Below are 25,462 nucleotides of genomic sequence, written 5' to 3'. Positions count from 1 at the left end.
CCCCGCCCTCCCCGCCCGGGAAGCCGGCCGCCCTCCCCGGCCCGCCCGGCCCAAACCCCGTGGCCGCCCCCTTCACCCGCTCGCGCCGGCCGGTCCCCCGTTCGGCGCAGTTCCACCCGCGCACCGCCGCCCGGCCGGGTCATCGTCGTGGCGACGGCACGGCACGGCACGCGCCGGACGCACCGCACCCGGTGCGCCGCCGAGACGGTGGGCGGCGGCTGCGGCGCGGCGTCCGGTCCGTACGACGTTCCCGCGCGCCAGGGAGGGGTGGAGGCGGTCATGAGCGACACCGCAGACGCGTCCCCCGGCGGGCCGGGGCCCGCCGGGCGCGGTCTCGCCCCCGGCGCCGGGGCCTCGGCGACCGGCACCGGACGCACCCGGCGCAGGCGCCGGCGGTGGACCCGGATCACCGCGCTGTCGGCCGCCGGTGTGCTGGTGGCGGCGGCCGGTGCGGGCTGGGCGGTGTACGCCAAGCTGGAGGGCAACATCACGCCGGACGAGGCCGCCGCGGCCGAACTCGCCCGGTACGAGAAGGAGCGGCCGACCGCGTTGGTCAAGGACGCCCGCAACATCCTGCTCATCGGCTCGGACTCGCGCGCCGGCGACGGCAACGCCCGCTACGGCCGGGACTCCGGGACGGAGCGGTCGGACACCGCCATCCTGCTGCACCTGGCGGCCGGCCGGCGGGACGCGACCGCGGTGTCCCTGCCCCGCGACCTGATGGTGGACGTGCCGGGCTGCCTGCGCCCCGACGGCACCCGCACCCGGCCGATGTTCACGATGTTCAACCAGGCGTTCGCGATGGGCGGTTCCGCCTGCGCCATCCGCACCGTGGAGAAACTCACCGACATCCGCGTCGACCACCACGTCGTCGTCGACTTCCAGGGCTTCAAGAAGATGGTCGACGCCGTCGACGGCGTGGAGGTGTGCCTGCGGCGGCCCATCGACGACGAGGACGCCGGACTGAGCCTGCCCGCCGGGCGGGTGACCCTCGACGGCGAGCAGGCGCTCGGTTATGTGCGGGCCCGGAAGTCCCTCGGGAACGGAAGCGACACCGACCGGATGGAACGCCAGCAACGCTTCCTCGGAGCGCTCGTCAACAAGGTGCGCAGCAATGACGTTCTGCTGAATCCGGCGAAGCTCTATCCCGTTCTGGACGCGGCCACCTCCTCCCTCACCACCGATCCGGCGCTGGCAAGTCTGCGCGGTTTGTACGAACTCGTGCGCGGCCTGCGCGACATTCCCACGGAACGGGTGCAATTCCTCACCGTGCCACGGGAGTCCTACGTCCACGACGCGAATCGGGACCAGCTTGTGCAGCCCGCCGCGCGGGAACTCTTCGAGCGGTTGCGCACCGACGCGCCGCTGGTCGTGGCGCGGGGAGCGGCGCGCAGTCCGGCCGGGGAAAGCGGATCCGGCGCCTTGGTCGAGAACTCCGGCCGCACCGCCGTGCGGGGTGACGGAAAGGCCGCGGGAAAGACCTCCGGGGAAGCGTCCGACACCACCTCCCCCGCCCCCACGTTCTCCGGCAACACGGCCGCCGAGGACAGCTGCGTGTAGAGAACGGGCCCCGGCAACTCCCCGACGGGCGGGCACGGTCCAAGGAAATGGGCGGATTGCCCGCTTGTAGGCGCGTGGAATGTGTCACCGGCGTCGCTGCACACGGATCCGTGCCGTTAGTGTGAGCCGACCCGGTGCGCGGCACCTCGGGCTCGGTCCCGAGATCGCGCGCCGTGACACCGAGACCCGAGCGCCTTGGGAGGGGAGAGGCGCCGCGTGGCCCCGACGGAGGATTCAGGCGACCGTGGACGCGCAAGGCCGTGGGCGGGCGGACGACATCGACCCCGCAGACCAGTGGGTGCTCAACCCGACGACGGGTGAATACGAACTGCGACTGAGCCCTTCCGCGGCGCAGTCACCGGTGCCCGAGCCCCGCCGGGCGCGCAGCGCCGCACCGGCCGCGCCGCGCGGCCGGACGGAGGCACCGCCGAGGACGCCCGAGTCGCCCGGCCGCCGGTCGCCCGAGCGCGAGGTGCCGCCGCCGCGCCGGCGCAAGGGCGCGCCCGAGGAACCGCCGCCGGGACGGCGCGGACGCCGCCCGGTCAAGAAGAAGGCGAAGGCGAAGCGGGCCCTGCTGTGGACCGGCGGGGTCATGGCGTTCGTGGTGCTGGCCACCGGTGCCGCCGGGTACCTGTACCTGGAGCACCTCAACGACAACATCACCTCGGTCCCCGACGACGGTGCGGGCACGGGCGGCTTCAGCAAGGACAAGGCCATCAACATCCTGCTGATCGGCACCGACAAGCGCACCGGCAAGGGCAACAAGGGGTACGGCGACGCCGGGAGCCCCGGGCACGCCGACACCACGATCCTGCTGCACGTCTCCAAGGACCGTTCCAACGCGACCGCGTTGAGCATCCCGCGCGACCTGATCGTCGACATCCCCGACTGCCCGACCACGCAGGAGGACGGCAGCACGAAGGTCATCGCGGGCACCACCGGGGTCCGCTTCAACACCAGCCTCGGCCAGGACGGCCGGACGCCCAGCTGCACCATGCGCACGGTGACCGAGCTGACCGGCATCACGCCGGACAACTTCATGGTGGCGGACTTCAACGCGGTCAAGACGCTGACCTCGGCGGTGGGCGGGGTCGAGGTCTGCCTCGGCAAGGACATCGACGACCCGGACTCGCACCTGAAGCTGCCCAAGGGCACCCACACCATCGAGGGCGAGACGGCGCTGGCCTACGTGCGCACCCGTCACTCGGTCGGTTTCGGCGGGGACCTGAGCCGGATCGGGCTGCAACAGCAGTTCCTGAGCGCGCTGATGCGCAAGCTGAAGTCCAGCGACACGCTGACCAGCCCGTCGAAGATGGTCAAGCTGGCCGAGGCCGGGACCGAGGCGCTGACCGTCGACTCCCAGCTGGACAGCATCAACAAGCTGAAGGACCTCGGCCTGGAGCTGGGCAAGCTCAACACCGAGAACCTGACGTTCACCACGGTGCCGGTGAAGGACAACCCGACGGAGCAGGTGAAGGCCACCGTCGTCCTGGAGGAGGCCAAGGCCGAGCAGGTGTTCGACCTCATCCGCAACGACGTGTCGTTCACGGAGGTCAAGAAGCGGAAGAAGAAGGAGAAGGCCGCCGTCGCCGCCCGCCTCAAGGGCGAGAAGGCCCCGGCGTCCGAGGTGCGGGTGCGGGTCCTCAACGGCGGTGCGGCGCAGGGGAGCGCCCAGCAGACCCTGAGCTGGCTCCAGGTCGAGGAGGGCGTCACCAAGTCCGAGAACGGCGGCAACGCGCCCGAGGAACTGAAGAAGACCACCCTGGAGTACGACCCCGACCAGGCGGACCAGGCCCGCCGTCTCGCCGCGATCCTCGGCCTGTCGGGGTCGGCCATGAAGCCCGGCGAGAGCGTCACCAACGCGCAGGGCGTGCCGGCGATGACGCTGACGCTGGGCAAGGACTTCAAGGGGCCGGGCGTGTCCCTGACCCCGCCGGACAAGGCGCCGGACGACATCGAGAAGTCCACGGCGGACAAGGTCGAGTGCGCCGAGTGACCCGCCGGGTCCGCCCCGCGTCCCCCGGGCGCGGGGCGGACCCGTGTCCGGGGGACGGGGACGGACCCGCGTTCGGGCGATGCGGGACGGGCCCGCGTTCGGGCGATGCGGGACGGGCCCGCGTTCGGGGCGCAGGGGGCGTCCGGCGGCCCGGCGCGCTGCCGCCCCCGGCGCGGTCGCCCGCAGGGCGCTCCGCGGGGGACGGACGGGGCCGCCCGCGTGCTGCCCGCACCCTCCGGGGGCAGGACCCCTCCGGGCGGTGGACGCCCCCGCCGGCGCCCGGGCCGGGCGGTCCGCGGAGGTCCGTGAGCCCTGTCGCCGGTGGCCGCCCCCGTCGCCGGTAGTGGGAAAACCCTTTGATCCAGGGTCGGATGGCAGGGAATGTCCCGTTTCATGAGCGAGGAATTCGTCACTGCCTTCACTCCATCACCGGCGGGGCAGCTAATGTGAGCGCTCCAGTGCCCCCGGCCGCGAGGACTGCCGTCCTCGCGTCGTGCACTGAGGTGACCAGCACCGCGGGCGCCTTCCGGAGGGGGGAAGGCGCCACGTGGTCCCGACGAAGGATCCGGACACCATGGACGCGCAAGGCCGTGGGCGGGGGGACGACATCGATCCCGCAGACCAGTGGGTAATCAATCCGGCCACCGGGGAATACGAACTGCGACTGGGCCCTTCCGCTCCGCAACCGGCCGTGCCCCGGCCCCGGGCGGGGGCGCAGGACGGCGCGCCGGGCCGCACGCGGGCGCCCGGGCGGCGGGAGTCCGTGCCGCCGCAGCGGCGGCGCGAGCCCGCGGAGCCGTCCCCGGGGCGGCGCGCCGGCAGGGCCCCGCAGAAGAAGCCGAAGGGCAGGCGGATCCTGCTGTGGACCGGCGGCACCATGGCGTTCGTGGTGCTCGCCACCGGCACGGTCGGCTACTTCTACCTCAAGCACCTCGAGGGCAACGTCACCACGGCCGACGTCGGTGACGCCGCGAAGAGCAACTTCAGCAAGGACGAGGCGTTCAACATCCTCGTCCTCGGCACCGACAAGCGCACCGGCAAGGGCAACAAGGGGTACGGCGACGCCGGCAGCGTCGGGCACGCGGACACCACCGTGCTGCTGCACGTGTCCAAGGACCGTACGAACGCGACCGCGTTGAGCATCCCGCGCGACCTGATCGTCGACATCCCCGACTGCCCGACCACACTGGAGGACGGCACCGAGACCGTCGTCCCCGGGGTGCAGGGCGCCCGGTTCAACCGGAGCCTGGGCGAGGGCGGCCGGGACCCGGGCTGCACCATGCGCACCGTGGAGGCGGCCACCGGCATCAAGCCGGACCACTTCATGATGGCGGACTTCAACGCGGTGAAGACCCTGACCACGGCCGTCGAGGGGGTCGAGGTGTGCCTGGCGAAGGCGGTGGACGACAAGAAGTCCCACCTGAAGCTGCCCGCCGGGAAGTCGGTCGTCGAGGGCGAGCAGGCCCTCGCGTTCGTCCGCACCCGCTCCAGCTTCGGCAACCAGGGCGATCTCGACCGGATCAAGGTGCAGCAGCAGTTCCTGGGCTCGCTGATGCGCAAGATGTCCTCCGGCGACACCCTGACCAGCCCCACCAAGCTGCTGAAGCTCGCCGAGGCCGCCACCGAGGCGCTCACCGTCGACAAGGCCCTCGGCAACGTCAACACGCTCAAGGACGTCGCCCTGGAACTGAAGAAGGTGCCGCCGAAGAACATCTCCTTCCTCACCGTGCCGGTGAAGGACAACCCCGCCGAGCGGGTGAAGGCGACCGTCGTCCTCGACGAGGCGCGGGCGCCGCAGGTGCTGGACGCCATCCGCGACGACGTGTCGCTGACCGAGGTCAAGCAGAAGCGGAAGAAGGAGAAGGCCGCGGTCGCCGCCCGGTTGAAGGGGACGAAGGCGCCCGCCTCCGAAGTCCGGGTGCAGATCCTCAACGGCGGCGCCCCCTCGGGCAGCGCCCAGCGCACCCTGAGCTGGCTCCAGGTCGAGGAGGGCGTCACCAGGTCCGAGAACGGCGGCAACGCGCCCGAGGAACTGAAGAAGACCACCCTGGAGTACGCCCCCGACCAGGCGGACCAGGCCCGCCGTCTCGCCGCGATCCTCGGCCTGTCGGGGTCGGCCATGAAGCCCGGCGAGAGCGTCGTCAACTCCCAGGGCGTGCCCGCGATGACCCTCACCCTCGGCAAGGACTTCGAGCGTCCCGGCGTGAAGCTGGACGGCTCGGGCGCGACCCCGCCGAAGGTCGACAAGTCCACCGCCGACAAGGTCGAATGTGCGAGCTGACGCTCAGGTGAGAGCGTCGCGGCGGCCGGCTTCACCGTGTTGAAGTCGTTGTCGTTTCCTGTGCAACTGACGGGCCCGTCGTGCGTCTAACAGGACGCAGGACGGGCCTGTTTCACGACACGAGAGGTGCCAGGAGTGGCGAGAACGGGGGCTGTGACGAGGAACGCCGACCCGGACACACCCGGTGACGGCGATCCGGCCGCGGACCGGGAGGGGGGCCCGTCCGACGGGGACGGCGGCACGGCCCCGGCCGGCGACGACCGCCGCCGTGCGCGGCGCGGCCGGCGGGTGCTCAAGTGGTCCGCGGCGGTGCTCGCGCTGCTCATAACCGGCTCCGCCGGGGCGGGTTACCTCTACTACCGGCACCTCAACGACAACCTCAAGAAGGACACCCTGAACCTCGGCGACAACAAGATCGCCGCCCCCACGCCCAACGCCGCCGGGCAGACCCCGCTGAACATCCTGCTGATCGGTTCGGACGCCCGGGACACCGAGGAGAACCAGCAACTCGGCGGCGCCCGCGAGACGTTCGGCTCGACCCCGCTGGCCGACGTGCAGATGCTGGTGCACCTGTCGGCGGACCGCTCCAACATGTCGGTGGTCAGCATGCCGCGCGACACCCTGGTGCAGATCCCCAAGTGCACCGACCCCGAGGACGGGACGGTGTATCCGGCGAGCAACGGCCGGGTGATGACCAACCAGAGCCTCGGGCACGGCGGTCCGGGCTGCACGGTGGCCACCTGGCAGGAGCTCACCGGTATCCACATCGACCACTTCGTCATGGTGGACTTCGCCGGGGTGGTGTCCATGGCCGACGCGGTCGGCGGCGTCCCGGTGTGCGTGGACCGGAACATCCACTCCCGCGACAGCCGGGGTCACGGCTCCGGCCTGAAGCTGGAGAAGGGCACCACCCACATCAAGGGCGAGCAGGCCCTGCAATGGCTGCGCACCCGGTACGGCTTCGAGGACGGCAGCGACCTGGCCCGTGCCAAGGCCCAGCACATGTACATGAACGCGATGGTCCGTCAGCTGCGCGAGAACGCCACCCTGAGCAGCCCCAACAAGCTCCGCAGACTGGCCGAGAAGGCCACCACGGCGCTGACCGTCGACCCCGGCCTGGACACCGTCAAGAAGCTCTACGACCTCAGCAACGAGCTGCGCAAGGTGGAGCCGAAACGTATCACCATGACCACCATGCCCAACCGGTACGTCGGCGCCCGCGTGGAGCCCACCGAGGACGCCGAGCAGCTGTTCCGGCTGGTGCGCGAGGACATCGCCCTGGACGGCAGGGACTCCGGGACCACCGAGGACGAGCCGGCCGTGGAGGACGCCCCCGCCGAACCGGCCGCCCCCGACGACGAGATCGCCGTGCAGGTCCGCAACGGCACCCGGACCGACACCCTGGCGCCCGCGGCCGGACGGGCCGGCACCGTGGCCGCGCTGCTCAAGGAGGAGGGCTTCACCGGCGCCTCGGCCGACACCGTCGGCGCCACGCGGGCGAAGCGCACCGTGGTGCGCTACCCGAGCGCCGACCTGGAGGGCGACGCCCGGCGGGTCGCCGAGGTGCTGGGCATCCCGTCGGACGCGGTGCAGCGGTCCACCGAGGTGTCCGGCGTGACGCTCGTCGTGGGCGCCGACTGGCGCGAGGGCGACACCTACCGGGCTCCGGAGAAGGACGACAGCACCCCCGAGTCGGCCCAGCCGCTCAACGGCGCCGACGACTCGGCGTGCATGGAGGTCAACCCGGCCTTCAGCTGGTAGCCGGGGCGCCCGTCCCGGCGCGGGCCACGCCCGGCACGGCGCGGGGCCCTCCCCCACCGGGAAGGGCCCGCTGGCGGCCGGTCCGTCAGGCCGCCGGTCCGTCAGGCCGCCGGGGCGTCCGCCCGGACGGCCGGGCGGCGCGAGGCGATGACCTTCTTCGCCAGCGAGCGCGGGCTGGTCAGGAAGCCCCACCCCCACGACATGTGCATGGTGGCCAGGGCCACGGGTATCCGCAGCCGCGCCGTCAGCGGCAGGCCCTTGCCCGCCGGCACCGAGCCCAGCACGATCGCCGCCAGGTAGCCGCCGGGCACCACGAAGCCCCAGGGGGTCACCAGGACACCGGCCAGGGTGCCCGCCGCGATCGCGCACACCGCGGCCGGCGGGGCCAGGTAGCGCAGGTTGATGGACCCCGCGTGGTAGCGGGCCACCACGTGCCGCCAACGGCCGTAGTCCTTGTACTGCTTGGCCAGGGCCCGCACCGTGGGCCGCGGGCGGTAGGACACCTTGAGCTCCGGCGAGAACCAGATCAGCCCGCCGGCCTCCCGGATGCGGAAGTTCAGCTCCCAGTCCTGGGCGCGGATGAACTCCACGTTGTAGCCGCCCTGCTGCTCCAGCGCCTCCCGCCGGAACACCCCCAGGTACACCGTGTCGGCGGGACCGGCCTCGCCGCCGGTGTGGAAGGCGGCGTTGCCGACGCCGATCCGGGACGTCATCGCGGCGGCGACGGCGTGCTCCCAGTCGTTCTCCCCCTCGGCGTGCATGATGCCGCCCACGTTCTGCGCGCCGGTCTCCTCCAGGAGCCGCACGGCGGTGGCGATGTAGTTCGGGGAGAGCATCCCGTGCCCGTCGACGCGGACCACGACCGGATGGCGCGAGGCCTTGATCGCCGCGTTGAGGGCGGCCGGGGTGCGGCCGGTCGGGTTGGGCACGGTGTGCACCCGCGGGTCCTCGGCGACGAGCTCGGCGGCGATCTCGTCCGTGCGGTCCGTGGACGGACCGAGGGCGATCACGACCTCCATCTCGCCGTCGTACTCCTGGGCGAGGATCGCGCGGACGGCGCCGCGCAGATGCCGCTCCTCGTTGAGGACCGGCATGATCACGGAAACGGCGGGGTGCCGCACGTCGGGATTGGCGTTCATAGGAGGCTCACGTTACCGCGTACGGGGGACACCGATGCGCGCGCCGGGGGCGATGAGCCGGGCCGCAGATCGTATCGGCCTACGGTGCTCAAGATCCACGCACGGCCGTCGTCCGGAGGTGTCCCCTTTGCCCACGCCGCCGCGGTCCCCCCGGCCCCGTACCACGCCCCGGCGCCCGCACCGACCGTCCCGCGGCGCCCCGCGTCCCCCCGCCCGCCGCCGGGCGCGCTGGGCGATGCGGGCCGTCACCACCGTCTCGGTGGTGGTGCTCGCGTCGGCGGGCATCGGGCACGCGGTGCTCACCGGCCTGGAGTCGGGCATCGACCGGGTCGACCCGTTCCGGGACATGAAGAACCGTCCCGAGGCCGGCCACGGCATGAACATCCTGGTCGTCGGCACCGACGGACGCGACGGGATCAGCAAGGAGGAGCGGCGCAAGTACCGCCTCGGCGGGGCGCCCTGCCACTGCACCGACACGATGATGATCGTGCACATCTCCGAGGACCGGGACCGGGCCAGCGTGGTGAGCCTGCCGCGCGACTCCTACGCCATGACGCCCGCGCACACCGACCGGGTCAGCGGCGAGCAGCACGAGGGGCACCCCGTGAAGCTGAACGCCGCCTACGCCGAGGGCGGGCCGCAGCTGACCGTGCGCACGGTCGAGAAGATGACCCGGGTGAAGATCGACCACTACCTGGAACTGGACTTCACCAGCTTCATGAAGACCGTCGACGTCGTCGGCGGCGTCGAGATCTGCACCGACCGGCGGCTGAAGGACTCGCACACGGGCCTGGACCTGGCCCCCGGCCGGCACACCCTGGACGGCGGGCGGGCCCTGCAGTACGTGCGCGCCCGCCACCTCGACGCCGCGGCCGACCTGGGCCGGATGAAACGCCAGCAGCGCTTCATGGCCGCCCTGGTCGAACGGGCCACGTCCTCCGGGATCCTGCTCAACCCGATGAAGTTCCGGGACGTGACCCGGGCGGTGCTCGGCTCGGTCCGCGCCGACAAGGGCTTCGGCACCGACGAACTGCTCGACCTGGGACGGGCGATGCGGAACTTCTCCCCCTCCTCCTCGGAGTTCACCACGATCCCGATCGGGAAGATGGGCCACCGTGTCGAGGGGGTGGGGTCCACGCTGAAGTGGGATCCGGAGAAGTCGGAGCGCATCTTCGAGGCGCTGCGCCGGGACGACCCGCTGTCCCCGCCCCCGACGAAGGGCGGGGCGCTGCGGGTGGCCGTGGACCCCGCGCAGATCCGGGTCCAGGTGGAGAACGGCACCACGACCGCCGGGCTGGGCCGCCGCGTCGACGCGGCCCTGGCGGCGACCGGCTTCGCCACCACCCGGGCCCCGGCCAACGCCGCGGCCCGGGACGTGACGCGCACCGTCATCGCCTACGACCCGCGCTGGGACCGCTCCGCCAAGTCCCTGGCGGCGGCCCTGCCGGGCAGTGAACTGCGCGCGGTCAAGGGCCAGGGCGCCACGCTCAAGGTGATCGCTGGGACGGACTTCGAGAAGGTCCGCAAGGTGCGGCCCGCGGACCCCGGCCAGGACGAGTTCGGTGTGGTGCGCGGCGACGAGGTCGGCTGCACCTGACCGGACCGGGTGCGCCGGCCGCGGCCGCCCGGGGCCCGCGCGGCTCAGTCCTCGTACCCCTCGGCGGCCCGCCGCTCGCGCAGCTCCATGATCGCCCGGCGGCGGGCCAGCCGGTGCGTGCGGCGGATCTGCGCCTCCTGGTAGCGGCGCCGGTCCCGCTCGGTCTCCGGCAGGACCGGCGGCACGCGGCGCGGCTTGCCGTCCGCGTCGACGGCCGCGAACACCAGGTAGGCGGAGCCGACCTGGGTGGCGGGGGCGGACTCGTTCCAGCGCTCCGCCAGCACCCGCACGCCGACCTCCATCGAGGTCCGGCCGGTCCAGTTGACCTGGGCCTTGACATGGACGAGGTCGCCCACCCGGACCGGCTCCAGGAACGCCATCTCGTCCATCGACGCGGTGACCGCGGGCCCTCCGGAGTGCCGCCCGGCGACGGCGCCCGCCGCGTCGTCGACCAGTTTCATGATGACGCCGCCGTGCACCGTCCCCAGCAGGTTGGTGTCGCTGTGGGTCATGATGTGGCTGAGCGTCGTACGGGACGCGGACGTGGGCTTGCCCGGGATGTCCGGACTGTCCGTCTGAGGGGCGGGGGCCTGGTCTGTCATGGCCTCCACCTTATGCCGAGGGACATCCCGGGAATTTGTGTCAGCTTCGCAACAGCGGCGGCCCTATTTTCCGACGACCCTGTATGCCACGGCGTCCGGACCTGCACACTGTTGCGCATGACTGATTGGCCCGACGCACGGCCCGACGACCACCGCGGCAGCCGCTACGGCCGCGGCAGCGCGAGCGCACAGCCCGAAGGCGCCCGCGTGATGCGGCAGGTCCGCCGCGGCCCGACCGCCCCGCCCGCACACGGCGGTTACGGCGGCGTCCCGCAGCAGCCCTCCTACGTCGACGGCCAGGGCCACGGCGGCTACGACGGATACGGCGGCGGTCAGGGCGGTGACTACAACACCGGCCAGGTCTACGGCCGGCCCTCCGGTCCCGGCGGCCCGGGCGGCGTCGGCGAGTACCCGCGGCAGTCCGCGCCGGACTGGCGGCGCCGCATCAAGGTGACCGCGATCACCGTCGCCACTGTGCTGATCGTCACTCTGGTCGGCACCTATTTCTGGGCCGACTCCAAGCTGAACCGCGAGGTCGACCTGTCCAAGGTGATCGAGCGGCCGGAGAAGGGCGCGGGCACCAACTACCTGATCGTCGGATCGGACAGCCGCGCCGGGCTCAGCTCCGAGCAGAAGAAGGAGCTGCGCACCGGGTCCGCCGAGGGCAAGCGCACCGACTCGATGATGATCCTGCACACCGGCGACAACGGACCCACCCTGATCTCGCTCCCCCGCGACTCCAACGTGGAGATCCCGTCGTTCAAGGGCTCCGACTCCGGCAAGATGTACCCGGGCACCGGCCGTCAGGTGAAGCTCAACGCCGCCTACTCCGAGGACGGGCCCGAACTGCTGGTGCGCACCGTGGAGTTCAACACCGGCCTGCGCATCGACCACTACGTCGAGATCGGCTTCGCCGGCTTCGCGAACATCGTGGACGCGGTCGGCGGCGTGGAGATGGACATCCCGCAGGACATCAAGGACACCAAGTCCGGCGCCGACCTGAAGAAGGGCAAGCAGACGCTGGACGGCCAGCAGGCCCTCGCCTTCGTCCGCACCCGGTACGCGCTGAAGGGCTCGGACCTGGACCGCACCAAGAACCAGCAGAAGTTCCTCTCCGCCCTGGCCAACCAGGTGGCCACGCCCGGCACGGTGCTCAACCCGTTCAAGCTGTACCCGACCCTGGGCGCCGGCCTGGACTCGCTGATCGTCGACAAGGACATGGGCCTGTTCGACCTCGCGGGGATGTTCTGGGCGATGAAGGGCGTCAGCGGCGGCGACGGCACCTCGATGAACATGCCCGTCGCGGGTTCCACCGGCGGCAACCTGCTCTGGGACAAGGCAAAGGTCAAGCAGCTGGTGAACCAGCTCAACAACGACGAGAAGGTCACCGTCAAGGGCAACTGACGGCCACCGGAGGAGACTGACGGCACGTCGACGGCCGAGGGGCACCCCCGCCCGGGGGTGCCCCTCGGCCGTCTCGCCGCGGCGGCGGACGGTGTCACATCGAGGCGCCGGCCATCGTGCGGCAGGAGTCGGCGCAGCGGCGGCACGCCTCGGCGCAGCGCATCATCTGCTCGTCGTCCGGCATGCTCATACACGCCTCCGCGCACGTGTCGCACGCCGTGGCGCACATCGCGCACATGTCGTGCGCGAGCGGCGAGCGGCGCATCATCATGTCGGCGCACAGCCGGGTCGTCTCGGCGCAGTCCATCAGCGCGCGCATGATGCGGACGGGGGCCTCGCCGCCCATCTGCAGGCAGTGGCTCATGGTCTGTTCGCACATGCTGTGGCAGGTCATGCACGCGTCGATGCAGTCCTGCATCTCCTTGCTCATCGGGGCGGCGGCGGATTGCTGCGTCATGGTTCCTCCCGGGACTCCGGCGAGGGCCGGGGGTCGGTCCCCGCCCCTCCGTCCTACGCTCCTCGCCCCATGACCACCACAGGAGCGGCCCGGCCCCCGCCGCCCCGCGAAGCGGCCCGCGGGCGGGCGGCCTGCTTGGAAGCCGCCGCAACGGCAAGAAGAGGTGAGGCGCCCCGGCCGGACCGACGACGCCGGGAGGCCTCGACGAGCGGCACAGGAGACCATCCATGACCCAGGTGACACCGGAGACGGAGCGGAAGCGGCTGCGCAGACGGCTGGAGCGGCTGATCGGCATCGCGGCCACCGAGGGCAACGAGCTGGTGCCGTTGCGCAACGGCGACCGGATCTTCCCCGAGATGCTGGCGGCGGTCCGGGCCGCGGAGCACACCGTCGACATGATGACCTTCGTCTACTGGCGCGGCGACATCGCGCGGGAGTTCGCCGACGCGCTGGCCGAACGGGCCCGCGCGGGCGTGCGCGTGCGGCTGCTGCTGGACGGCTTCGGCGCCAAGGAGATCGAGCCGGACCTGCTGGACGCCATGCGGCGGGCCGGCGTCCAGGTGGCCTGGTTCCGCAAGCCGACGCGGCTGTCACCGATGCGGCAGAACCACCGCTGCCACCGCAAGGTCCTGGTCACCGACGAGCACACCGCGTTCACCGGCGGCGTCGGCATCGCCGAGGAGTGGTGCGGCGACGCCCGCGGCCCCGGCGAGTGGCGTGACACCCACGTACGGGTCAGGGGCCCCGCCGTGGACGGGATAGCCGCGGCCTTCGCCCAGAACTGGGCGGAGTGCCACGACGAGCTGTACGACGACCGCGACCGCTTCACCGACCAGGACCAGCCGGGCACCGCCACGGTCCAGGTGGTGCGCGGTTCGGCGAGTTTCGGCTGGCAGGACATGCAGACGCTGCTGCGGGTGATGATCACCTCGGCCCGCGAGCGCTTCCGCCTCTCCACCGCCTACTTCGCGCCCGACCCGTACTTCATCGGCCTGCTGTGCGCCGCTGCCCGCCGGGGCGTGCGGGTGGAGATCCTGCTGCCCGGCCCGCACACCGACCAGCGCGCCTGCCTGCTGGCCGGACGGCAGCACTACGCGGCCCTGGCCGACGCGGGCGTGGAGGTGCGGGAGTACCAGCCGACGATGCTCCACACGAAGATCATCACGGTGGACGGGGTGTGCTCCCTGATCGGCTCCACCAACTTCAACCGGCGCTCCCTGGAGCACGACGAGGAGGTCATGCTGGCCGTCCTCGACGAGGACTTCACGGCGGCCCTGGACGCCGACTTCGACGCCGACCGCAAGCTGAGCGAGCCGCTCGACCCGGGCCGCTGGCGGCACCGCCCCCTGCCCGCGCGGCTGGCCGAGGCCGCGGTCACCCCGATCCGGCGTTTTCTGTGAACCGGAGGCGATGAGTGTCCCCGCCCCGGGGAGTCCTCCCCCTGTCACCACTTTTTCCGGTCAGCGGGAGAGACAGTGCCGCAATTGCTGAGAGTGCAGAACTTCAACGTCTCGAGTGACGGGATCGGCGCGGGCGAGGACCAGAGCCTGGAGCGTCCCTTCGGCCATGTGGACCCCGGCCGGCTCTTCGCCTGGGCCGGCGCGACCGCGAGCTGGCCGAACCGCACCGAGCCCGGCGGGACCCGGGGCATCGACGACTACTTCACCCGGGACTTCGCGAACAACATCGGCGCGGAGATCATGGGGCGCAACAAGTTCGGCCCCCAGCGCGGGCCCTGGCAGGACCACACGTGGCAGGGCTGGTGGGGCGACGAGCCCCCGTTCCGCACCCCGGTGTTCGTCCTGACCCACCATCCGCGGCCGTCGATCAGGCTGTCCGACACGACGTTCCACTTCGTCGACGGCGACCCGGCGACGGTGCTGGAGCGGGCGCGGGAGGCGGCGGACGGCAAGGACGTCCGGCTCGGCGGCGGGGTCACCACCGTGCGGCAGTTCCTCGACGCCGGTCTCGTCGACACCCTGCACGTGGCGGTCTCCCCGATCGAGCTCGGCTCCGGGCTGCGGCTGTGGGACTCCCCCCGACGACCTGCTCGACCGGTATCACCTGGAGGTCGTGCCCAGCCCGAGCGGTGTGACGCACCACCTGTTCTGGCGCCGGTGACCCGCCCGCCGGCGGGCGGGTCACCGAACGGCAGTGGGGGGTGCCCCGGTCGCCCGGGCACCCCCCACCTGTCCGCCTCCGCCGCGGCTACGGCAGGTTGCGGGCCATCACGATCCGCTGGACCTGGTTCGTGCCCTCGTAGATCTGCGTGATCTTGGCGTCCCGCATCATCCGCTCGACCGGGTAGTCGCGGGTGTAGCCGTAGCCGCCGAGGAGCTGGACGGCGTCCGTGGTGACCTCCATGGCGACGTCGGAGGCGAAGCACTTGGCGGCGGCGCCCTGGAAGGTGAGGTCCCCTTCTCCACCTCCGGCGGCGACGCGCTCGGACTTGGCCGCGGCGGCGTAGGTGAGCTGGCGGGCGGCCTCGATCTTCATGGCCATGTCGGCGAGCATGAACTGGATGCCCTGGAAGTCGGCGATCGGCTTGCCGAACTGCTTGCGCTCCTGGACGTAGCCCTTGGCGTAGTCGAGGGCGCCCTGGGCGATGCCGAGGGCCTGGGCCGCGATGGTGATGCGGGTGTGGTCCAGGGTCTTCATCGCCGTGGCGAAGCCGGTGCCCTCCTCGCCGATCATGCGGTCGGCGGGGATGCGGACGTTGTCCAGGTAGACCTCGCGGGTGGGCGAGCCCTTGATGCCCAGCTTCTTCTCCGGCGCGCCGAAGGAGACGCCCTCGTCGGACTTCTCCACCACGAAGGCGGAGATGCCCTTGGAGCGCTTGGTGGGGTCGGTGACCGCCATGACGGTGTAGTACTCGGAGACGCCCGCGTTGGTGATCCAGCGCTTCACGCCGTTGAGGACGTAGTGGTCGCCGTCGCGGACCGCCTTGGTCTTCATGCCGGCCGCGTCGGAGCCGGCGTCCGGCTCGGAGAGGCAGTACGAGAACATCGCGTCGCCCTTGGCGAGCGGGGTCATGTACCGCTTCTTGAGGTCCTCGGAGCCGGAGAGCAGCACGGGCAGCGAGCCCAGCTTGTTGACGGCCGGGATGAGGGAGGAGGACGCGCAGGCGCGGGCCACCTCCTCGATGACGATGACGGTGGCGAGCGCGTCGGCACCGGCACCGCCGTACTGCTCGGGCACGTGGACGGCGTGCAGGTCGTTCGCGACCAGCGCGTCGAGGGCCTCCTGCGGGAAGCGTGCCTCCTCGTCCACCGCGGCGGCGTGCGGCGAGATCTTCGCCTCGGCCAGGGAGCGGACGGCGTCGCGGAGCATGTCGTGCTCTTCGGACGGGCGGTACAGGTCGAAGTCAGCCGATCCGGCCAAGGTCTCTCACGCTCCAAAACGCGGCGGTACTGGCGCTAACTACTGTTAAGTAACACCAATTTTAGAACTCCGCGCGCCCAGTGGATAGGTGAGCTTGACGACAGCGGCCCGCCTGCCCCGCGCGGCCCGTCCCCGCGGCCCGGATATGCTCGGGCGCGCACTGTGCCGTATACCCCTGGAGCACCCCATGGCCCTCAAGATCACCGTGATCGGGACCGGTTATCTCGGCGCGACGCACGCGGCGGCCATGGCGGAGCTCGGTTTCGAGGTGCTGGGCCTCGACGTGGTCCCCGAGAAGATCGACATGCTGCGCCGCGGCGAGGTCCCGATGTACGAGCCGGGGCTCGATGAACTGCTGCGCCGGCACGTCGCCGGGATCGAGGGCTCCACCGGGCGGCTGCGCTTCACCACGGACTGGGCCGAGGTCGGCGAGTTCGGTGACGTCCACTTCGTCTGCGTGAACACTCCGCAGCGGCACGGCGAGTACGCCTGCGACATGTCGTACGTGGACGCCGCCTTCGCCTCGCTCGCCCCGCACCTGAAGGGCCCGGCCCTGGTCGTCGGCAAGTCGACGGTGCCGGTGGGGTCGGCGGACCGGCTGGCGGCCTACCTGGCGGAGCACGCCCCGGCCGGCGGGGACGCGGAGCTGGCGTGGAACCCGGAGTTCCTGCGGGAGGGCTTCGCGGTGCAGGACACGCTGCACCCGGACCGGATCGTGGTGGGGGTGCGCGGCGAGCGGGGCGAGAAGCTGCTGCGCGAGGTGTACGCGACGCCGATCGAGGAGGGGTCGCCGTTCGTGGTGACGGACTTCCCGACCGCGGAGCTGGTCAAGACGTCCGCGAACTCCTTCCTGGCGACGAAGATCTCCTTCATCAACGCCATGGCGGAGGTGTGCGAGACCGCGGGCGGTGACGTCGCCAAGCTGGCGGAGGCGATCGGGTACGACGACCGGATCGGGGCGAAGTTCCTGCGGGCCGGGATCGGCTTCGGCGGGGGCTGCCTGCCGAAGGACATCCGGGCGTTCATGGCGCGCGCAGGTGAGCTGGGCGCGGACCAGGCGCTGACGTTCCTGCGGGAGATCGACTCCATCAACATGCGCCAGCGGGGCCGGATGGTGGAGCTGACCCGGCAGGAGCTGGGCGGCGGGCCCTTCCTGGGCAGGCGGGTGGCGGTGCTGGGCGCGACGTTCAAGCCGGACTCGGACGACGTGCGGGACTCGCCCGCGCTGAACGTCGCCGGGCAGATCCACCTGCAGGGCGGCCAGGTCACGGTGTACGACCCGAAGGGCATGGACAACGCCCGTACGGTCTTCCCCACCCTGGGCTACGCCGATTCCGCGCTGGAGGCGGTGCGGGGTGCGGACGTGGTGCTGCACCTGACGGAGTGGCGGGAGTTCCGGGAGCTGGATCCGCAGGCGCTGGGCGAGGTGGCCGCGGAGCGGCTGATCCTGGACGGGCGCAACGCGCTGGACGCCGAGGTGTGGCGGCGGGCGGGATGGCGTTACCGCGCGATGGGACGTCCCACGGCCTGAGGCGCGACCGGGCGTGTGGCCCAACCGCCTGGGAGGCGACGGGCGTGCGTCCGACCGCCCGAGGGGCGATGGGCGGCTCACTGCCCGGGGGGCCGACGGGCGGCTCACCGTCTGAGAAGTGACCGGGCGGAACGCTCCGAGGACGACGGAAGGACGCCGGTTCGGCCGAGGCTCAGTCGGCCGAACCGGCGTCCCGTTGCACATTCTGCACCACGGGGCCCCGCCCGGGTGTGGTCACGGCCACTCCCGGGCCCGCCTCGTCGTGCCGACGCGCCCCGCGTCCCGGCCGCCCGGCGCCGCTACCGCGGGTCCTTCGCCCGGTAGCGGCGCATCTTGGCGCGGGCCCCGCACACCTGCATCGAGCACCAGCGGCCGCGTCCGGCGGGGCTGCGGTCGTAGTACGCCCAGTGGCAGGTGACCGCCTCGCAGGCCTTGAGGCGGGTCCAGGTGCCCGCCGAGACGGCTTCCGCCACGGCCGCGGCGATCCGGGAGAGCAGGGGGGCGCCGTCGAGGGGCGCGAGGGCGGCGGAGCCGTCGGCGGGGTCGACGGTGACGACGAGGGGGGCGCCGGCGAGCAGGTCGCCGAGCGGGCTCACCGGGCGGTGCGGCGGGTGGCCGGCGTGGGCGAGCAGCGTGGCGCGCAGCGATTCGCGCAGTTCCCGGGCGGCGGGAAGGTCCTCCTCGGTGAGTCCGAAGGGCGCGCGGCCGTCCGCCGTGTCGAGGGCGTCGGCGCCCGACTCCAGGTCCACCGTGTTGACCAGGGCCTGGATCAGCGCCGGCCCGCCGGGCGGGGCCGCTCTCTCACTCATGGCTGGACGGTACCTCTCGTCTTTTCCCTTGCGAGGTTACCGGCTATACGGGAGCATGCAGTAACCGTTACTGGTTACCCGCTTCAATGGGTAACAACCGAGGAGGAATCATGTCCGTTGCCAAGGTGGGCGCCGTCGTCCTGGACTGTCCGGACCCGCGGGCCCTGGCCGGTTTCTACGCCGACGTGGTCGGCGGCACCCCGGAGGGAGAGGGCGACTGGGTGCAGGTCCAGGTGCCCGGCGGACCGCTCCTCGCCTTCCAGGGCGCCCCCGGTCACGTGCCGCCGCAGTGGCCCGCGCCCGACCACTCGCAGCAGTTCCATCTCGACCTGGAGGTGGAGGACCTGGACGCGGCCGAGAAGGAGGTGCTGGCGCTCGGCGCCCGGCCGCTGGACACGGAGGACCGCACGCGGACCTTCCGGGTTTACGCGGACCCGGCGGGGCACCCGTTCTGCCTCTGCGCCTGCTGACCCAGGGAGGACCCATGGCCGCCGTGGCGCGTCTGCGCTCCGTCGTCGTCGACTGCCCCGACCCCCGTGAGCTGGCCCGCTTCTACGCGGCCGTCGGGGGCGGCGTCCCCGAGGAACAGGACGCCGACTGGGTGGTGCTCCAGATCCCCGCCGGGCCGCGGCTCGCCTTCCAGCGGGCCGAGGGGTACGCCCCGCCGGACTGGCCGAGCGCCGATCACGACTCGCAGCAGTTCCACCTCGACTTCGACGCCGGGGGCACCTGGGCGGAGGTCGACGAGGCCGAGGGCAAGGTGCTGGCGCTCGGCGCGCGGGTGCTGGACCGGGAGGACGACGAGAAGAAGGGCTTCCGGGTGTACGCCGACCCGGCCGGGCACCCGTTCTGCCTGTGCCGGGTCGAGCAGCCGTAGCGGAGCCCTATGCGTGGCCCGTCCCGTCGAGGTCGGTGAGGGTGGCCGTCGACGGGGGCCGCCGGTGCCGGGCCGCGCGGGCGGTGAAGTCCGCGGCGCGCAGCACCCGCTGCACGTTCCCCCAGGTCACGAGGCCCACCTCGGCCTCCGACCAGCCGCGCCGCAGCAGCTCGGCGACCAGCGTCGGGTAGGCGGCGGTGTCGGGGAGTTCCTGCGGGTGGGCCGAGCCGGTGTCGTAGGTCCCGGAGAGGCCGACGGACTCGGGCCCGGCCGTGCGGCGGACGTGGTCGAGGTGGTCGGCGACGTCCCGGACGGTCGGGCCGGCCTGTTCGGCGGTCAGCGGCACCAGGCACAGCCCGCCGGCCGCGCCCACCTCGGCGAGCAGGTCGTCGGGCAGGTTCGCCGGGTGGGGGCGCAGGGCGCGGGCGGCGGACCGGGTGAAGAGGACGGGCGCCCGGGAGACGTCGAGGACCCGGCGGACCGTCCGGGCGGAGGCGTCGGTGAGGTCCGGCAGCACGCCCAGCCGGTTCATCTCGCGCACCACCTCCTCCCCGAACCGGGTCAGCCCGGCGGCGCCCGCCCAGGAGGTGCCGTGCAGGGACAGCACCCGCAGGCCGAGGCCGTGCAGCGCGCGCAGCACCGCCGGCGAGTCACCCATCGCCGCCGCCCGGACGGGCCCGAACAGCACGGCGATCCTGCCCCGGTGGCGGGCGTCGGCGACCTCACCGGCGCTGCCGGCCGGGAGCAGGCCCTCGTCGTGCGCGGCGACGACCGACCGGGCGAGGTCCAGCTGGTCCAGGGCGGCCACGACGGCGCGTCCGCCGTCCCCCGCGTCCGGCAGGTCCAGCGACCAGAACACCGCACCGACGTGTCCCGCGCGCAGCCGCGGCAGGTCCGCCTCGACGGCGCTGTCCCCGAGGTCCAGGTCGTACCACGGCAGGGACCGCAGCACCTGCGGCAGCCCGCTGCACCCGTCGGCGACCGGGTGGACGGCGAGGACGGCGCGGGCACGGGTCAGCGGGCTGTCGTCCGGGCCGGAGAGGGGCGGGGCGGGGTCCGGGGGGACGACGATCCCCTCGTCCACGAAGGAGGGCGGCTCGGCCCGCTCGTCGAGGCGGCCGACCTCGGTCGCGGGGTGCAGGTCGTCCTGGAGATCGGCCATGACGGGCTCCGTACTCGTGACCTCGGGGCGCGGTCGCCGTGGCCGACCGCGTGTCCGTGTGCTCGCAGTGCTCGCAGTACGGCCACCGTGGCACGACGACCCACGAGAGTGCCTGGTGGGCGGGGCGTATGGGGGTACGGGCGGCCGGGGCCGGTGCGGCCGACGGCGCCGTGCGGCCGGGCATCGACGACGCTGCCGGTGCAACCCCGGCGGCTGGGCCGGCCGACGGCTTCCCCGCTGCCGGCCGTCACGGCCACATCCGGCCACAGCCTGAGGAGACGGTCCCGGACAGCCTGCCGGGGTTCAGCCGTAGCGGGCGAACAGGGACGCGATGTAGTCCTCCAGCCTGTGCGTCAGGACACGGGTGGTCAGATCGGTGCGGCCCAGTTCACGCCAGGGACCGGCGACCTTCTCCGCGTCCGGGGCGAACCCCAGCGCGTCCAGCAGGCGCCAGTAGAGGTGGTCGGTGCCGTCCTCGGCCAGTGTCCCTCCCGCCGCGATGTAGCGATCGGCGAAGCGCATACCCGCAGGAACCCCGTGCAGCAGGGCGAGAGCCGTCGAGCAATGCGCCACATCCAGGTCGGCCGGGCCCCAGGACGTCTCCACCCAGTCGACGACACCACTGATCCGGAGGTCATCGCCGGTTCCCGTGAAAAGGACGTTGCCGGGATGGAAGTCCCGGTGCAGGAAGCATCCCTGGTGGGCCGGGGGTTCGCGGCGGATGACGTCGACGGCCCGCTGCCACAGCCCGGGCCGCTCGGTGGCCGCGGGAGGAGTCACCCGCCCGGGCACGGCCCAGGGCTGGTAGGCGCGGGGGCGTCGCTGCCCGGTCACCGGCAGCCGATGGATGCGCACCAGTTGCCGGGCCAGCAGGTCGGCGCGGTCGTCGGCCCCCTGATCGCCCAGACGCACGGTCCCCGGCAGCAGCGACATCAGCAGCGAGGGGTGCTCGCAGTGCTGCGCCGTCGCATCCACCGCAGCGAGGGTGGCCGCGGGCACGTCCGTGTCACCGAGCAGGCGCAGGACAGTCGCCTCACGGGTCAGCAGACCCTCCGCGTGCCGGACGAAGAAGGGCTTGACGAAGGACCGCAGGACGAGTGAGCGCCGGCCGTCGGGACCGCAGAGGTCCAGGCGGCGCATCTGTGACGTCCAGCCGCCGCGCAGCCGCACCACCCTGTCGATGCGCTCCGCCCCCGACAGTTGCTTCTCCACCCAGGAGCGGGTCGCACTCCACCCACCACCGTCAGGATCCGTGCCCATGCCCGCGCCCCCTCACCCGGCACCGTGGAGGCGGACGGCCCGCCCCCGGCGATTGTCCCTGCGTCCAGCGCACCCCTCAGCCGTCGAGCGCCGCGAGCGTGGCGTTCGACGGGGCGCGGGTGGTGCGCAGGCCGCGGGCAACGTCCTCCGCCGCGCCCAGGACCCGTACCGCGTTCTGCCAGGTCAGCTTGGCCAGGTCGGCGCGGGACCAGCCGCGGTCCAGCAGTTCCGCGAGGAGGTTGGGGTAGCCGGAGACGTCGTCCAGGCCGTCGGGGGTGAAGGCGGTGCCGTCGTAGTCGCCGCCGATGCCGAGGTGGTCGATGCCGGCGACCTCGCGCATGTGGTCGAGGTGGTCGGCGACCGTGGCCACCGTGGCGACGGGGCGCGGGTGGCGCTCCTCGAAGGCGCGGTGCACCTTCATCGCCTCGGGGGTGGTGTCGAGGTGGTGGAAGCCGTGGGCCCGCATGTTCTCGTCGGCCGCGGCCGTCCAGTCGACGGCGGCCTGCAGCACGAACTTCGGCACGAAGGTCACCATCGCGACGCCGCCGTTGGCGGGCAGCCGTTCCAGGACGTCGTCGGGGATGTTGCGCGGGTGGTCGCAGACCGCGCGGGCGGAGGAGTGCGAGAAGATCACCGGCGCGGAGGTGGCGTCCAGCGCGTCCCGCATGGTGGTGGCGGCGACGTGGGAGAGGTCGACCAGCATGCCGAGCCGGTTCATCTCCCGCACGACCTCGCGGCCGAACGCGGTCAGGCCGCCCGCCCGGGGCTCGTCGGTCGCCGAGTCGGCCCAGTCCACGTTGTCGTTGTGGGTGAGCGTCAGATAGCGCACGCCGAGGTCGTACAACCCCCGCAGGGTGCCCAGGGAGTTGGCGATCGAGTGGCCGCCCTCCGCGCCCATCAGGGAGGCGATGCGGCCGTCGGCCCGGGCAGCCTCCATGTCGGCGGCGGTCAGCGCGGGCGCCAGGTCCTTGGGGTGGCGTGCCAGCAACTGGCGTACGCAGTCGATCTGTTCGAGGGTGGCGGGCACGGGGTCCGGCTGGTCCGCGCGGACGTACACCGACCAGAACTGCGCGCCGACGCCGCCCGCCCGCAGCCGGGGGATGTCGGTGTGCAGGTGGGCGGACTGGTCGCCGGCGATGTCGCGGGCGTCGAGGTCGTAGCGGACCTGTTCGCGCAGCGCCCAGGGCAGGTCGTTGTGCCCGTCGACGACGGGGAACTCGGCCAGCAGCGCGCGGGCGTCGTCGCGGGACGTCATGGCACCCACCCCGCTCACTTGCCGAAGCCGAAGCCGGCGCCGGAGCCCTCGGCACGGGCCCGCAGACGCTTGCCCTTCTCGGTGGCCTGGTCGTTGAGCTCCTGCTGGAACTCCCGCATGCGGCCGAGGAGTTCCTCGTCGTGGGCGGCGAGCATGCGGACCGCGAGCAGGCCCGCGTTGCGCGCGCCGGCCACGGAGACGGTGGCGACCGGGACGCCGGCCGGCATCTGCACGATGGACAGCAGGGAGTCCATGCCGTCGAGGTGCTTCAGCGGCACGGGCACGCCGATCACGGGCAGCGGGGTGACCGAGGCGAGCATGCCGGGCAGGTGGGCGGCGCCGCCCGCACCGGCGATGATCGCCTTCAGCCCGCGGTCCGCGGCCTGCTCGCCGTAGGCGATCATCTCGCGGGGCATGCGGTGCGCGGAGACGACGTCGACCTCGTAGGCGATCTCGAACTCGTCGAGGGCCTTGGCGGCAGCCTCCATGACGGGCCAGTCGGAGTCCGACCCCATGACGATGCCTACGACCGGGCTCGGGCTCATTCGGTGATCGTCCCTCTCAGGTAACCGGCTGCGTGACGGGCGCGCTCCAGCACGTCGTCGAGGTCGTCGCCGTAGGTGTTGACGTGGCCGACCTTGCGGCCGGGCTTCACGTCCTTGCCGTACATGTGGATCTTCAACTGCGGGTCGCGGGCCATGCAGTGCAGGTACGCGGAGTACATGTCCGGGTAGTCGCCGCCCAGGACGTTGACCATGACCGTCCACGGCGCGCGCGGGCGCGGGTCGCCGAGCGGCAGGTCGAGGACGGCGCGCACGTGGTTGGCGAACTGCGAGGTGATCGCGCCGTCCATGGACCAGTGGCCCGAGTTGTGGGGGCGCATCGCCAGCTCGTTGACGAGGATGCGGCCGTCGCGGGTCTGGAACAGCTCGACCGCGAGGTGGCCGACGACGCCCAGCTCCTTGGCGATGTTCAGCGCCATCTCCTCGGCGCGCAGCGCGAGCTCCTCGTCGAGGCCGGGAGCGGGCGCGATCACCGTGTCGCAGACGCCGCCGACCTGCCGGGACTCCACGACCGGGTAGGCGACGGCCTGGCCGTGCGGGGAGCGCACCACGTTGGCGGCCAGCTCGCGCACGAAGTCGACCTTCTCCTCGGCGAGCACGGGCACGCCGGCCTTGAACGGCTCGGCGGCCTCGGCCTCGGAGCCGACGACCCACACGCCCTTGCCGTCGTAGCCGCCGCGGACGGTCTTCAGCACGACGGGGAATCCGTCGCCCTCCGCGGCGAACGCGGCCACGTCCCGCGGGTCGGCGACGATGCGGTGCCGCGGGCAGGGCACGCCGATCGCGTCGAGCTTCGCGCGCATGACGCCCTTGTCCTGGGCGTGCACCAGCGCGTCGGGGCCGGGGCGGACGGGGATGCCGTCGGCCTCCAGGGCCCGGAGGTGTTCCGTGGGGACATGCTCGTGATCGAAGGTGATCACGTCGCAGCCGCGGGCGAACGCGCGCAGCGTGTCCAGGTCGCGGTAGTCGCCCACGACGACGTCACCGACGACCTGCGCCGCGGAATCCTGCGGAGTGTCGCTGAGGAGCTTGAACCTGATGCCGAGCGGGATGCCCGCCTCGTGTGTCATACGAGCGAGCTGACCCCCGCCGACCATGCCGACTACCGGGAATGTCACCTCCCCAGGGTATCCGCCGCGGCCCGGTGGCCGGTTCCGTCGGGTCCGCCCGGCCGGTCCGCCGCACGTCACGCCCGGCGGGGCCCCTCGCCCGGCCGCCCACCGGCGGTTTCCGGCCGGTTCGTCCATCCGTCCGCAGGAAGATCGCGCGAGCGGGTGGTTAGCATGGCTGGGTTGACGCATCCGACGGACGGGAGCCTGCTGGCGATGGAACGCGGTTCCTCGGGGCTCCGACGGCTCTGCCGCGAAGTGGCCAAGTTCGGCGCGGTGGGCGGGGCCGGTGTGCTGGTCAACCTGGGTGTGTTCAACCTGGTACGGCAGGTGACCGACCTGCAGGTGGTGCGGGCGAGTGTGATCGCGACGATCGTGGCGATCGTCTTCAACTACGTGGGCTTCCGCTACTTCACCTACCGCGACCGCGACAAGTCCCGGCGCACCCGGGAGATGTCGCTGTTCCTGCTGTTCAGCGCGGTCGGCCTGGTCATCGAGAACGGCGTGCTCTACACGGCGACGTACGGCTTCGGCTGGGACAGCCCGTTGCAGAGCAACATCTTCAAGTTCCTCGGCATCGGCGTGGCCACGCTGTTCCGCTTCTGGTCCTACCGCAGCTGGGTGTTCCGGGCGCTGCCGGTGCGCGAGCCCGCGGCGGGTCCGGTCGCCGGGGGCGGTCCGCAGCGGGCCCCCGCCCGGCAGCGCGTGCCGTAGGAAG

The 25,462-nt window shown here is 72.5% G+C and carries 21 protein-coding genes and 1 pseudogene; 12 read left to right on the top strand and 10 right to left on the bottom strand.

The genetic code is table 11. The features are described from left to right. Positions 1–279 precede the first annotated feature (279 nt). From ACSU53_RS18855 to ACSU53_RS18840, 4 genes are all read left to right on the top strand, one after another. Positions 280–1,560 (top strand): LCP family protein, encoded by a 1,281-nt coding sequence (locus ACSU53_RS18855; RefSeq protein WP_437029254.1) that lies wholly within the window; start codon positions 280–282, stop codon positions 1,558–1,560. Positions 1,561–1,804: 244 nt separating this feature from the next. Then, complete coding sequence (locus tag ACSU53_RS18850; protein ID WP_437029252.1) at positions 1,805–3,556, top strand: LCP family protein; 1,752 nt, start codon at positions 1,805–1,807, stop codon at positions 3,554–3,556. Positions 3,557–4,130: 574 nt separating this feature from the next. Then, on the top strand, positions 4,131–5,837 hold the full coding sequence (locus ACSU53_RS18845) for an LCP family protein (protein ID WP_437029250.1): 1,707 nt from the start codon (positions 4,131–4,133) through the stop codon (positions 5,835–5,837). Between the two features lie 153 nt (positions 5,838–5,990). Further along, positions 5,991–7,598 carry an LCP family protein gene (locus ACSU53_RS18840; RefSeq protein ID WP_437029249.1) on the top strand — a complete coding sequence of 536 codons (1,608 nt, stop codon included), beginning with the start codon at positions 5,991–5,993 and terminating at the stop codon, positions 7,596–7,598. A gap of 101 nt (positions 7,599–7,699) precedes the next feature. Here ACSU53_RS18840 and ACSU53_RS18835 read toward each other — a convergent pair whose 3' ends face one another. Next, a complete protein-coding gene (locus tag ACSU53_RS18835; protein ID WP_437029247.1) occupies positions 7,700–8,737 on the bottom strand; it encodes a glycosyltransferase family 2 protein in 1,038 nt (345 codons plus the stop codon). Positions 8,738–8,864: 127 nt separating this feature from the next. On the opposite strand from ACSU53_RS18835, the gene ACSU53_RS18830 reads away from it, so the two are divergent. After that, positions 8,865–10,334, top strand: coding sequence for an LCP family protein (locus ACSU53_RS18830; RefSeq protein WP_437029245.1), 1,470 nt, complete (start codon positions 8,865–8,867; stop codon positions 10,332–10,334). Positions 10,335–10,378: 44 nt separating this feature from the next. Here ACSU53_RS18830 and ACSU53_RS18825 read toward each other — a convergent pair whose 3' ends face one another. Continuing rightward, the gene (locus tag ACSU53_RS18825; RefSeq protein WP_437029243.1) at positions 10,379–10,936 is read right to left on the bottom strand and encodes an acyl-CoA thioesterase; all 558 of its coding nucleotides are present in this window, start codon (positions 10,934–10,936) and stop codon (positions 10,379–10,381) included. Positions 10,937–11,053: 117 nt separating this feature from the next. Between ACSU53_RS18825 and ACSU53_RS18820 the strand changes: the two genes are divergently transcribed. Continuing rightward, positions 11,054–12,340: an LCP family protein gene (locus ACSU53_RS18820; protein ID WP_437029241.1), complete on the top strand. Its 1,287-nt coding sequence runs from the start codon at positions 11,054–11,056 to the stop codon at positions 12,338–12,340. A gap of 94 nt (positions 12,341–12,434) precedes the next feature. Here ACSU53_RS18820 and ACSU53_RS18815 read toward each other — a convergent pair whose 3' ends face one another. Then, positions 12,435–12,797, bottom strand: coding sequence for a four-helix bundle copper-binding protein (locus ACSU53_RS18815; protein WP_437029239.1), 363 nt, complete (start codon positions 12,795–12,797; stop codon positions 12,435–12,437). A gap of 227 nt (positions 12,798–13,024) precedes the next feature. On the opposite strand from ACSU53_RS18815, the gene ACSU53_RS18810 reads away from it, so the two are divergent. Together ACSU53_RS18810 and ACSU53_RS18805 are read left to right on the top strand one after the other, a co-directional pair. Continuing rightward, on the top strand, positions 13,025–14,197 hold the full coding sequence (locus tag ACSU53_RS18810) for a phospholipase D-like domain-containing protein (protein ID WP_437029237.1): 1,173 nt from the start codon (positions 13,025–13,027) through the stop codon (positions 14,195–14,197). 75 nt (positions 14,198–14,272) lie between these two features. Then, a pseudogene (locus tag ACSU53_RS18805) lies at positions 14,273–14,918 on the top strand (dihydrofolate reductase family protein). Positions 14,919–15,005: 87 nt separating this feature from the next. Here ACSU53_RS18805 and ACSU53_RS18800 read toward each other — a convergent pair. Beyond that, entirely contained in the window at positions 15,006–16,178 is a 1,173-nt protein-coding gene (locus ACSU53_RS18800; RefSeq protein WP_437029235.1) for an acyl-CoA dehydrogenase, read from the bottom strand. Positions 16,179–16,365: 187 nt separating this feature from the next. On the opposite strand from ACSU53_RS18800, the gene ACSU53_RS18795 reads away from it, so the two are divergent. Next, positions 16,366–17,709, top strand: a complete 1,344-nt coding sequence (locus tag ACSU53_RS18795; RefSeq protein WP_437029233.1) for a UDP-glucose dehydrogenase family protein — start codon at positions 16,366–16,368, stop codon at positions 17,707–17,709. Positions 17,710–18,008: 299 nt separating this feature from the next. Here the strand turns inward: ACSU53_RS18795 and ACSU53_RS18790 are convergent, their stop codons facing one another. Beyond that, positions 18,009–18,518, bottom strand: a complete 510-nt coding sequence (locus ACSU53_RS18790) for a CGNR zinc finger domain-containing protein (protein WP_437029231.1) — start codon at positions 18,516–18,518, stop codon at positions 18,009–18,011. Positions 18,519–18,628: 110 nt separating this feature from the next. Here ACSU53_RS18790 and ACSU53_RS18785 point away from each other — a divergent pair, with 110 nt between their 5' ends. Both ACSU53_RS18785 and ACSU53_RS18780 read left to right on the top strand, forming a co-directional pair. After that, positions 18,629–18,988: a VOC family protein gene (locus ACSU53_RS18785; RefSeq protein WP_437029229.1), complete on the top strand. Its 360-nt coding sequence runs from the start codon at positions 18,629–18,631 to the stop codon at positions 18,986–18,988. A gap of 14 nt (positions 18,989–19,002) precedes the next feature. Next, a complete protein-coding gene (locus tag ACSU53_RS18780; RefSeq protein WP_164351252.1) occupies positions 19,003–19,395 on the top strand; it encodes a VOC family protein in 393 nt (130 codons plus the stop codon). 7 nt (positions 19,396–19,402) lie between these two features. On the opposite strand, the gene ACSU53_RS18775 is transcribed toward ACSU53_RS18780, so the two are convergent. The 5 genes from ACSU53_RS18775 to ACSU53_RS18755 form a co-directional block, all read right to left on the bottom strand. Beyond that, positions 19,403–20,557: a dipeptidase gene (locus ACSU53_RS18775; protein ID WP_437029226.1), complete on the bottom strand. Its 1,155-nt coding sequence runs from the start codon at positions 20,555–20,557 to the stop codon at positions 19,403–19,405. A gap of 303 nt (positions 20,558–20,860) precedes the next feature. Next, positions 20,861–21,817 (bottom strand): phosphotransferase family protein, encoded by a 957-nt coding sequence (locus tag ACSU53_RS18770; protein WP_437029224.1) that lies wholly within the window; start codon positions 21,815–21,817, stop codon positions 20,861–20,863. Positions 21,818–21,893: 76 nt separating this feature from the next. Then, positions 21,894–23,072 carry a dipeptidase gene (locus ACSU53_RS18765; RefSeq protein ID WP_437029222.1) on the bottom strand — a complete coding sequence of 393 codons (1,179 nt, stop codon included), beginning with the start codon at positions 23,070–23,072 and terminating at the stop codon, positions 21,894–21,896. A 14-nt stretch (positions 23,073–23,086) separates the two neighbouring features. Continuing rightward, a complete protein-coding gene (gene purE / locus ACSU53_RS18760; RefSeq protein ID WP_239063991.1) occupies positions 23,087–23,617 on the bottom strand; it encodes a 5-(carboxyamino)imidazole ribonucleotide mutase in 531 nt (176 codons plus the stop codon). Beyond that, positions 23,614–24,753 (bottom strand): 5-(carboxyamino)imidazole ribonucleotide synthase, encoded by a 1,140-nt coding sequence (locus ACSU53_RS18755; protein WP_437029220.1) that lies wholly within the window; start codon positions 24,751–24,753, stop codon positions 23,614–23,616. The genes purE and ACSU53_RS18755 overlap by 4 nt, the downstream gene beginning before the upstream one ends. A 207-nt stretch (positions 24,754–24,960) precedes the next feature. On the opposite strand from ACSU53_RS18755, the gene ACSU53_RS18750 reads away from it, so the two are divergent. After that, positions 24,961–25,458 carry a GtrA family protein gene (locus tag ACSU53_RS18750; RefSeq protein WP_437033280.1) on the top strand — a complete coding sequence of 166 codons (498 nt, stop codon included), beginning with the start codon at positions 24,961–24,963 and terminating at the stop codon, positions 25,456–25,458. Positions 25,459–25,462 lie beyond the last annotated feature (4 nt).

Source organism: Streptomyces sp. enrichment culture (assembly GCF_964273255.1).
Lineage (GTDB): Bacteria > Actinomycetota > Actinomycetes > Streptomycetales > Streptomycetaceae > Streptomyces.
The sequence above is the reverse complement of the archived record's forward strand: the minus strand, read 5'-3'. Positions and strand labels throughout refer to the sequence as shown.

What these genes read in the sequence shown, in the direction of transcription:
- purE (WP_239063991.1), bottom strand. Translation starts at nt 23,617, where the DNA reads ATGAGCCCGAGCCCGGTCGTAGGCATCGTCATGGGGTCGGACTCCGAC.
- ACSU53_RS18855 (WP_437029254.1), top strand. Translation starts at nt 280, where the DNA reads ATGAGCGACACCGCAGACGCGTCCCCCGGCGGGCCGGGGCCCGCCGGG.
- ACSU53_RS18825 (WP_437029243.1), bottom strand. Translation starts at nt 10,936, where the DNA reads ATGACAGACCAGGCCCCCGCCCCTCAGACGGACAGTCCGGACATCCCG.
- ACSU53_RS18845 (WP_437029250.1), top strand. Translation starts at nt 4,131, where the DNA reads ATGGACGCGCAAGGCCGTGGGCGGGGGGACGACATCGATCCCGCAGAC.
- ACSU53_RS18815 (WP_437029239.1), bottom strand. Translation starts at nt 12,797, where the DNA reads ATGACGCAGCAATCCGCCGCCGCCCCGATGAGCAAGGAGATGCAGGAC.
- ACSU53_RS18820 (WP_437029241.1), top strand. Translation starts at nt 11,054, where the DNA reads ATGACTGATTGGCCCGACGCACGGCCCGACGACCACCGCGGCAGCCGC.
- ACSU53_RS18785 (WP_437029229.1), top strand. Translation starts at nt 18,629, where the DNA reads ATGTCCGTTGCCAAGGTGGGCGCCGTCGTCCTGGACTGTCCGGACCCG.
- ACSU53_RS18770 (WP_437029224.1), bottom strand. Translation starts at nt 21,817, where the DNA reads ATGGGCACGGATCCTGACGGTGGTGGGTGGAGTGCGACCCGCTCCTGG.
- ACSU53_RS18750 (WP_437033280.1), top strand. Translation starts at nt 24,961, where the DNA reads ATGGAACGCGGTTCCTCGGGGCTCCGACGGCTCTGCCGCGAAGTGGCC.
- ACSU53_RS18795 (WP_437029233.1), top strand. Translation starts at nt 16,366, where the DNA reads ATGGCCCTCAAGATCACCGTGATCGGGACCGGTTATCTCGGCGCGACG.
- ACSU53_RS18765 (WP_437029222.1), bottom strand. Translation starts at nt 23,072, where the DNA reads ATGACGTCCCGCGACGACGCCCGCGCGCTGCTGGCCGAGTTCCCCGTC.
- ACSU53_RS18835 (WP_437029247.1), bottom strand. Translation starts at nt 8,737, where the DNA reads ATGAACGCCAATCCCGACGTGCGGCACCCCGCCGTTTCCGTGATCATG.
- ACSU53_RS18810 (WP_437029237.1), top strand. Translation starts at nt 13,025, where the DNA reads ATGACCCAGGTGACACCGGAGACGGAGCGGAAGCGGCTGCGCAGACGG.
- ACSU53_RS18775 (WP_437029226.1), bottom strand. Translation starts at nt 20,557, where the DNA reads ATGGCCGATCTCCAGGACGACCTGCACCCCGCGACCGAGGTCGGCCGC.
- ACSU53_RS18780 (WP_164351252.1), top strand. Translation starts at nt 19,003, where the DNA reads ATGGCCGCCGTGGCGCGTCTGCGCTCCGTCGTCGTCGACTGCCCCGAC.
- ACSU53_RS18790 (WP_437029231.1), bottom strand. Translation starts at nt 18,518, where the DNA reads ATGAGTGAGAGAGCGGCCCCGCCCGGCGGGCCGGCGCTGATCCAGGCC.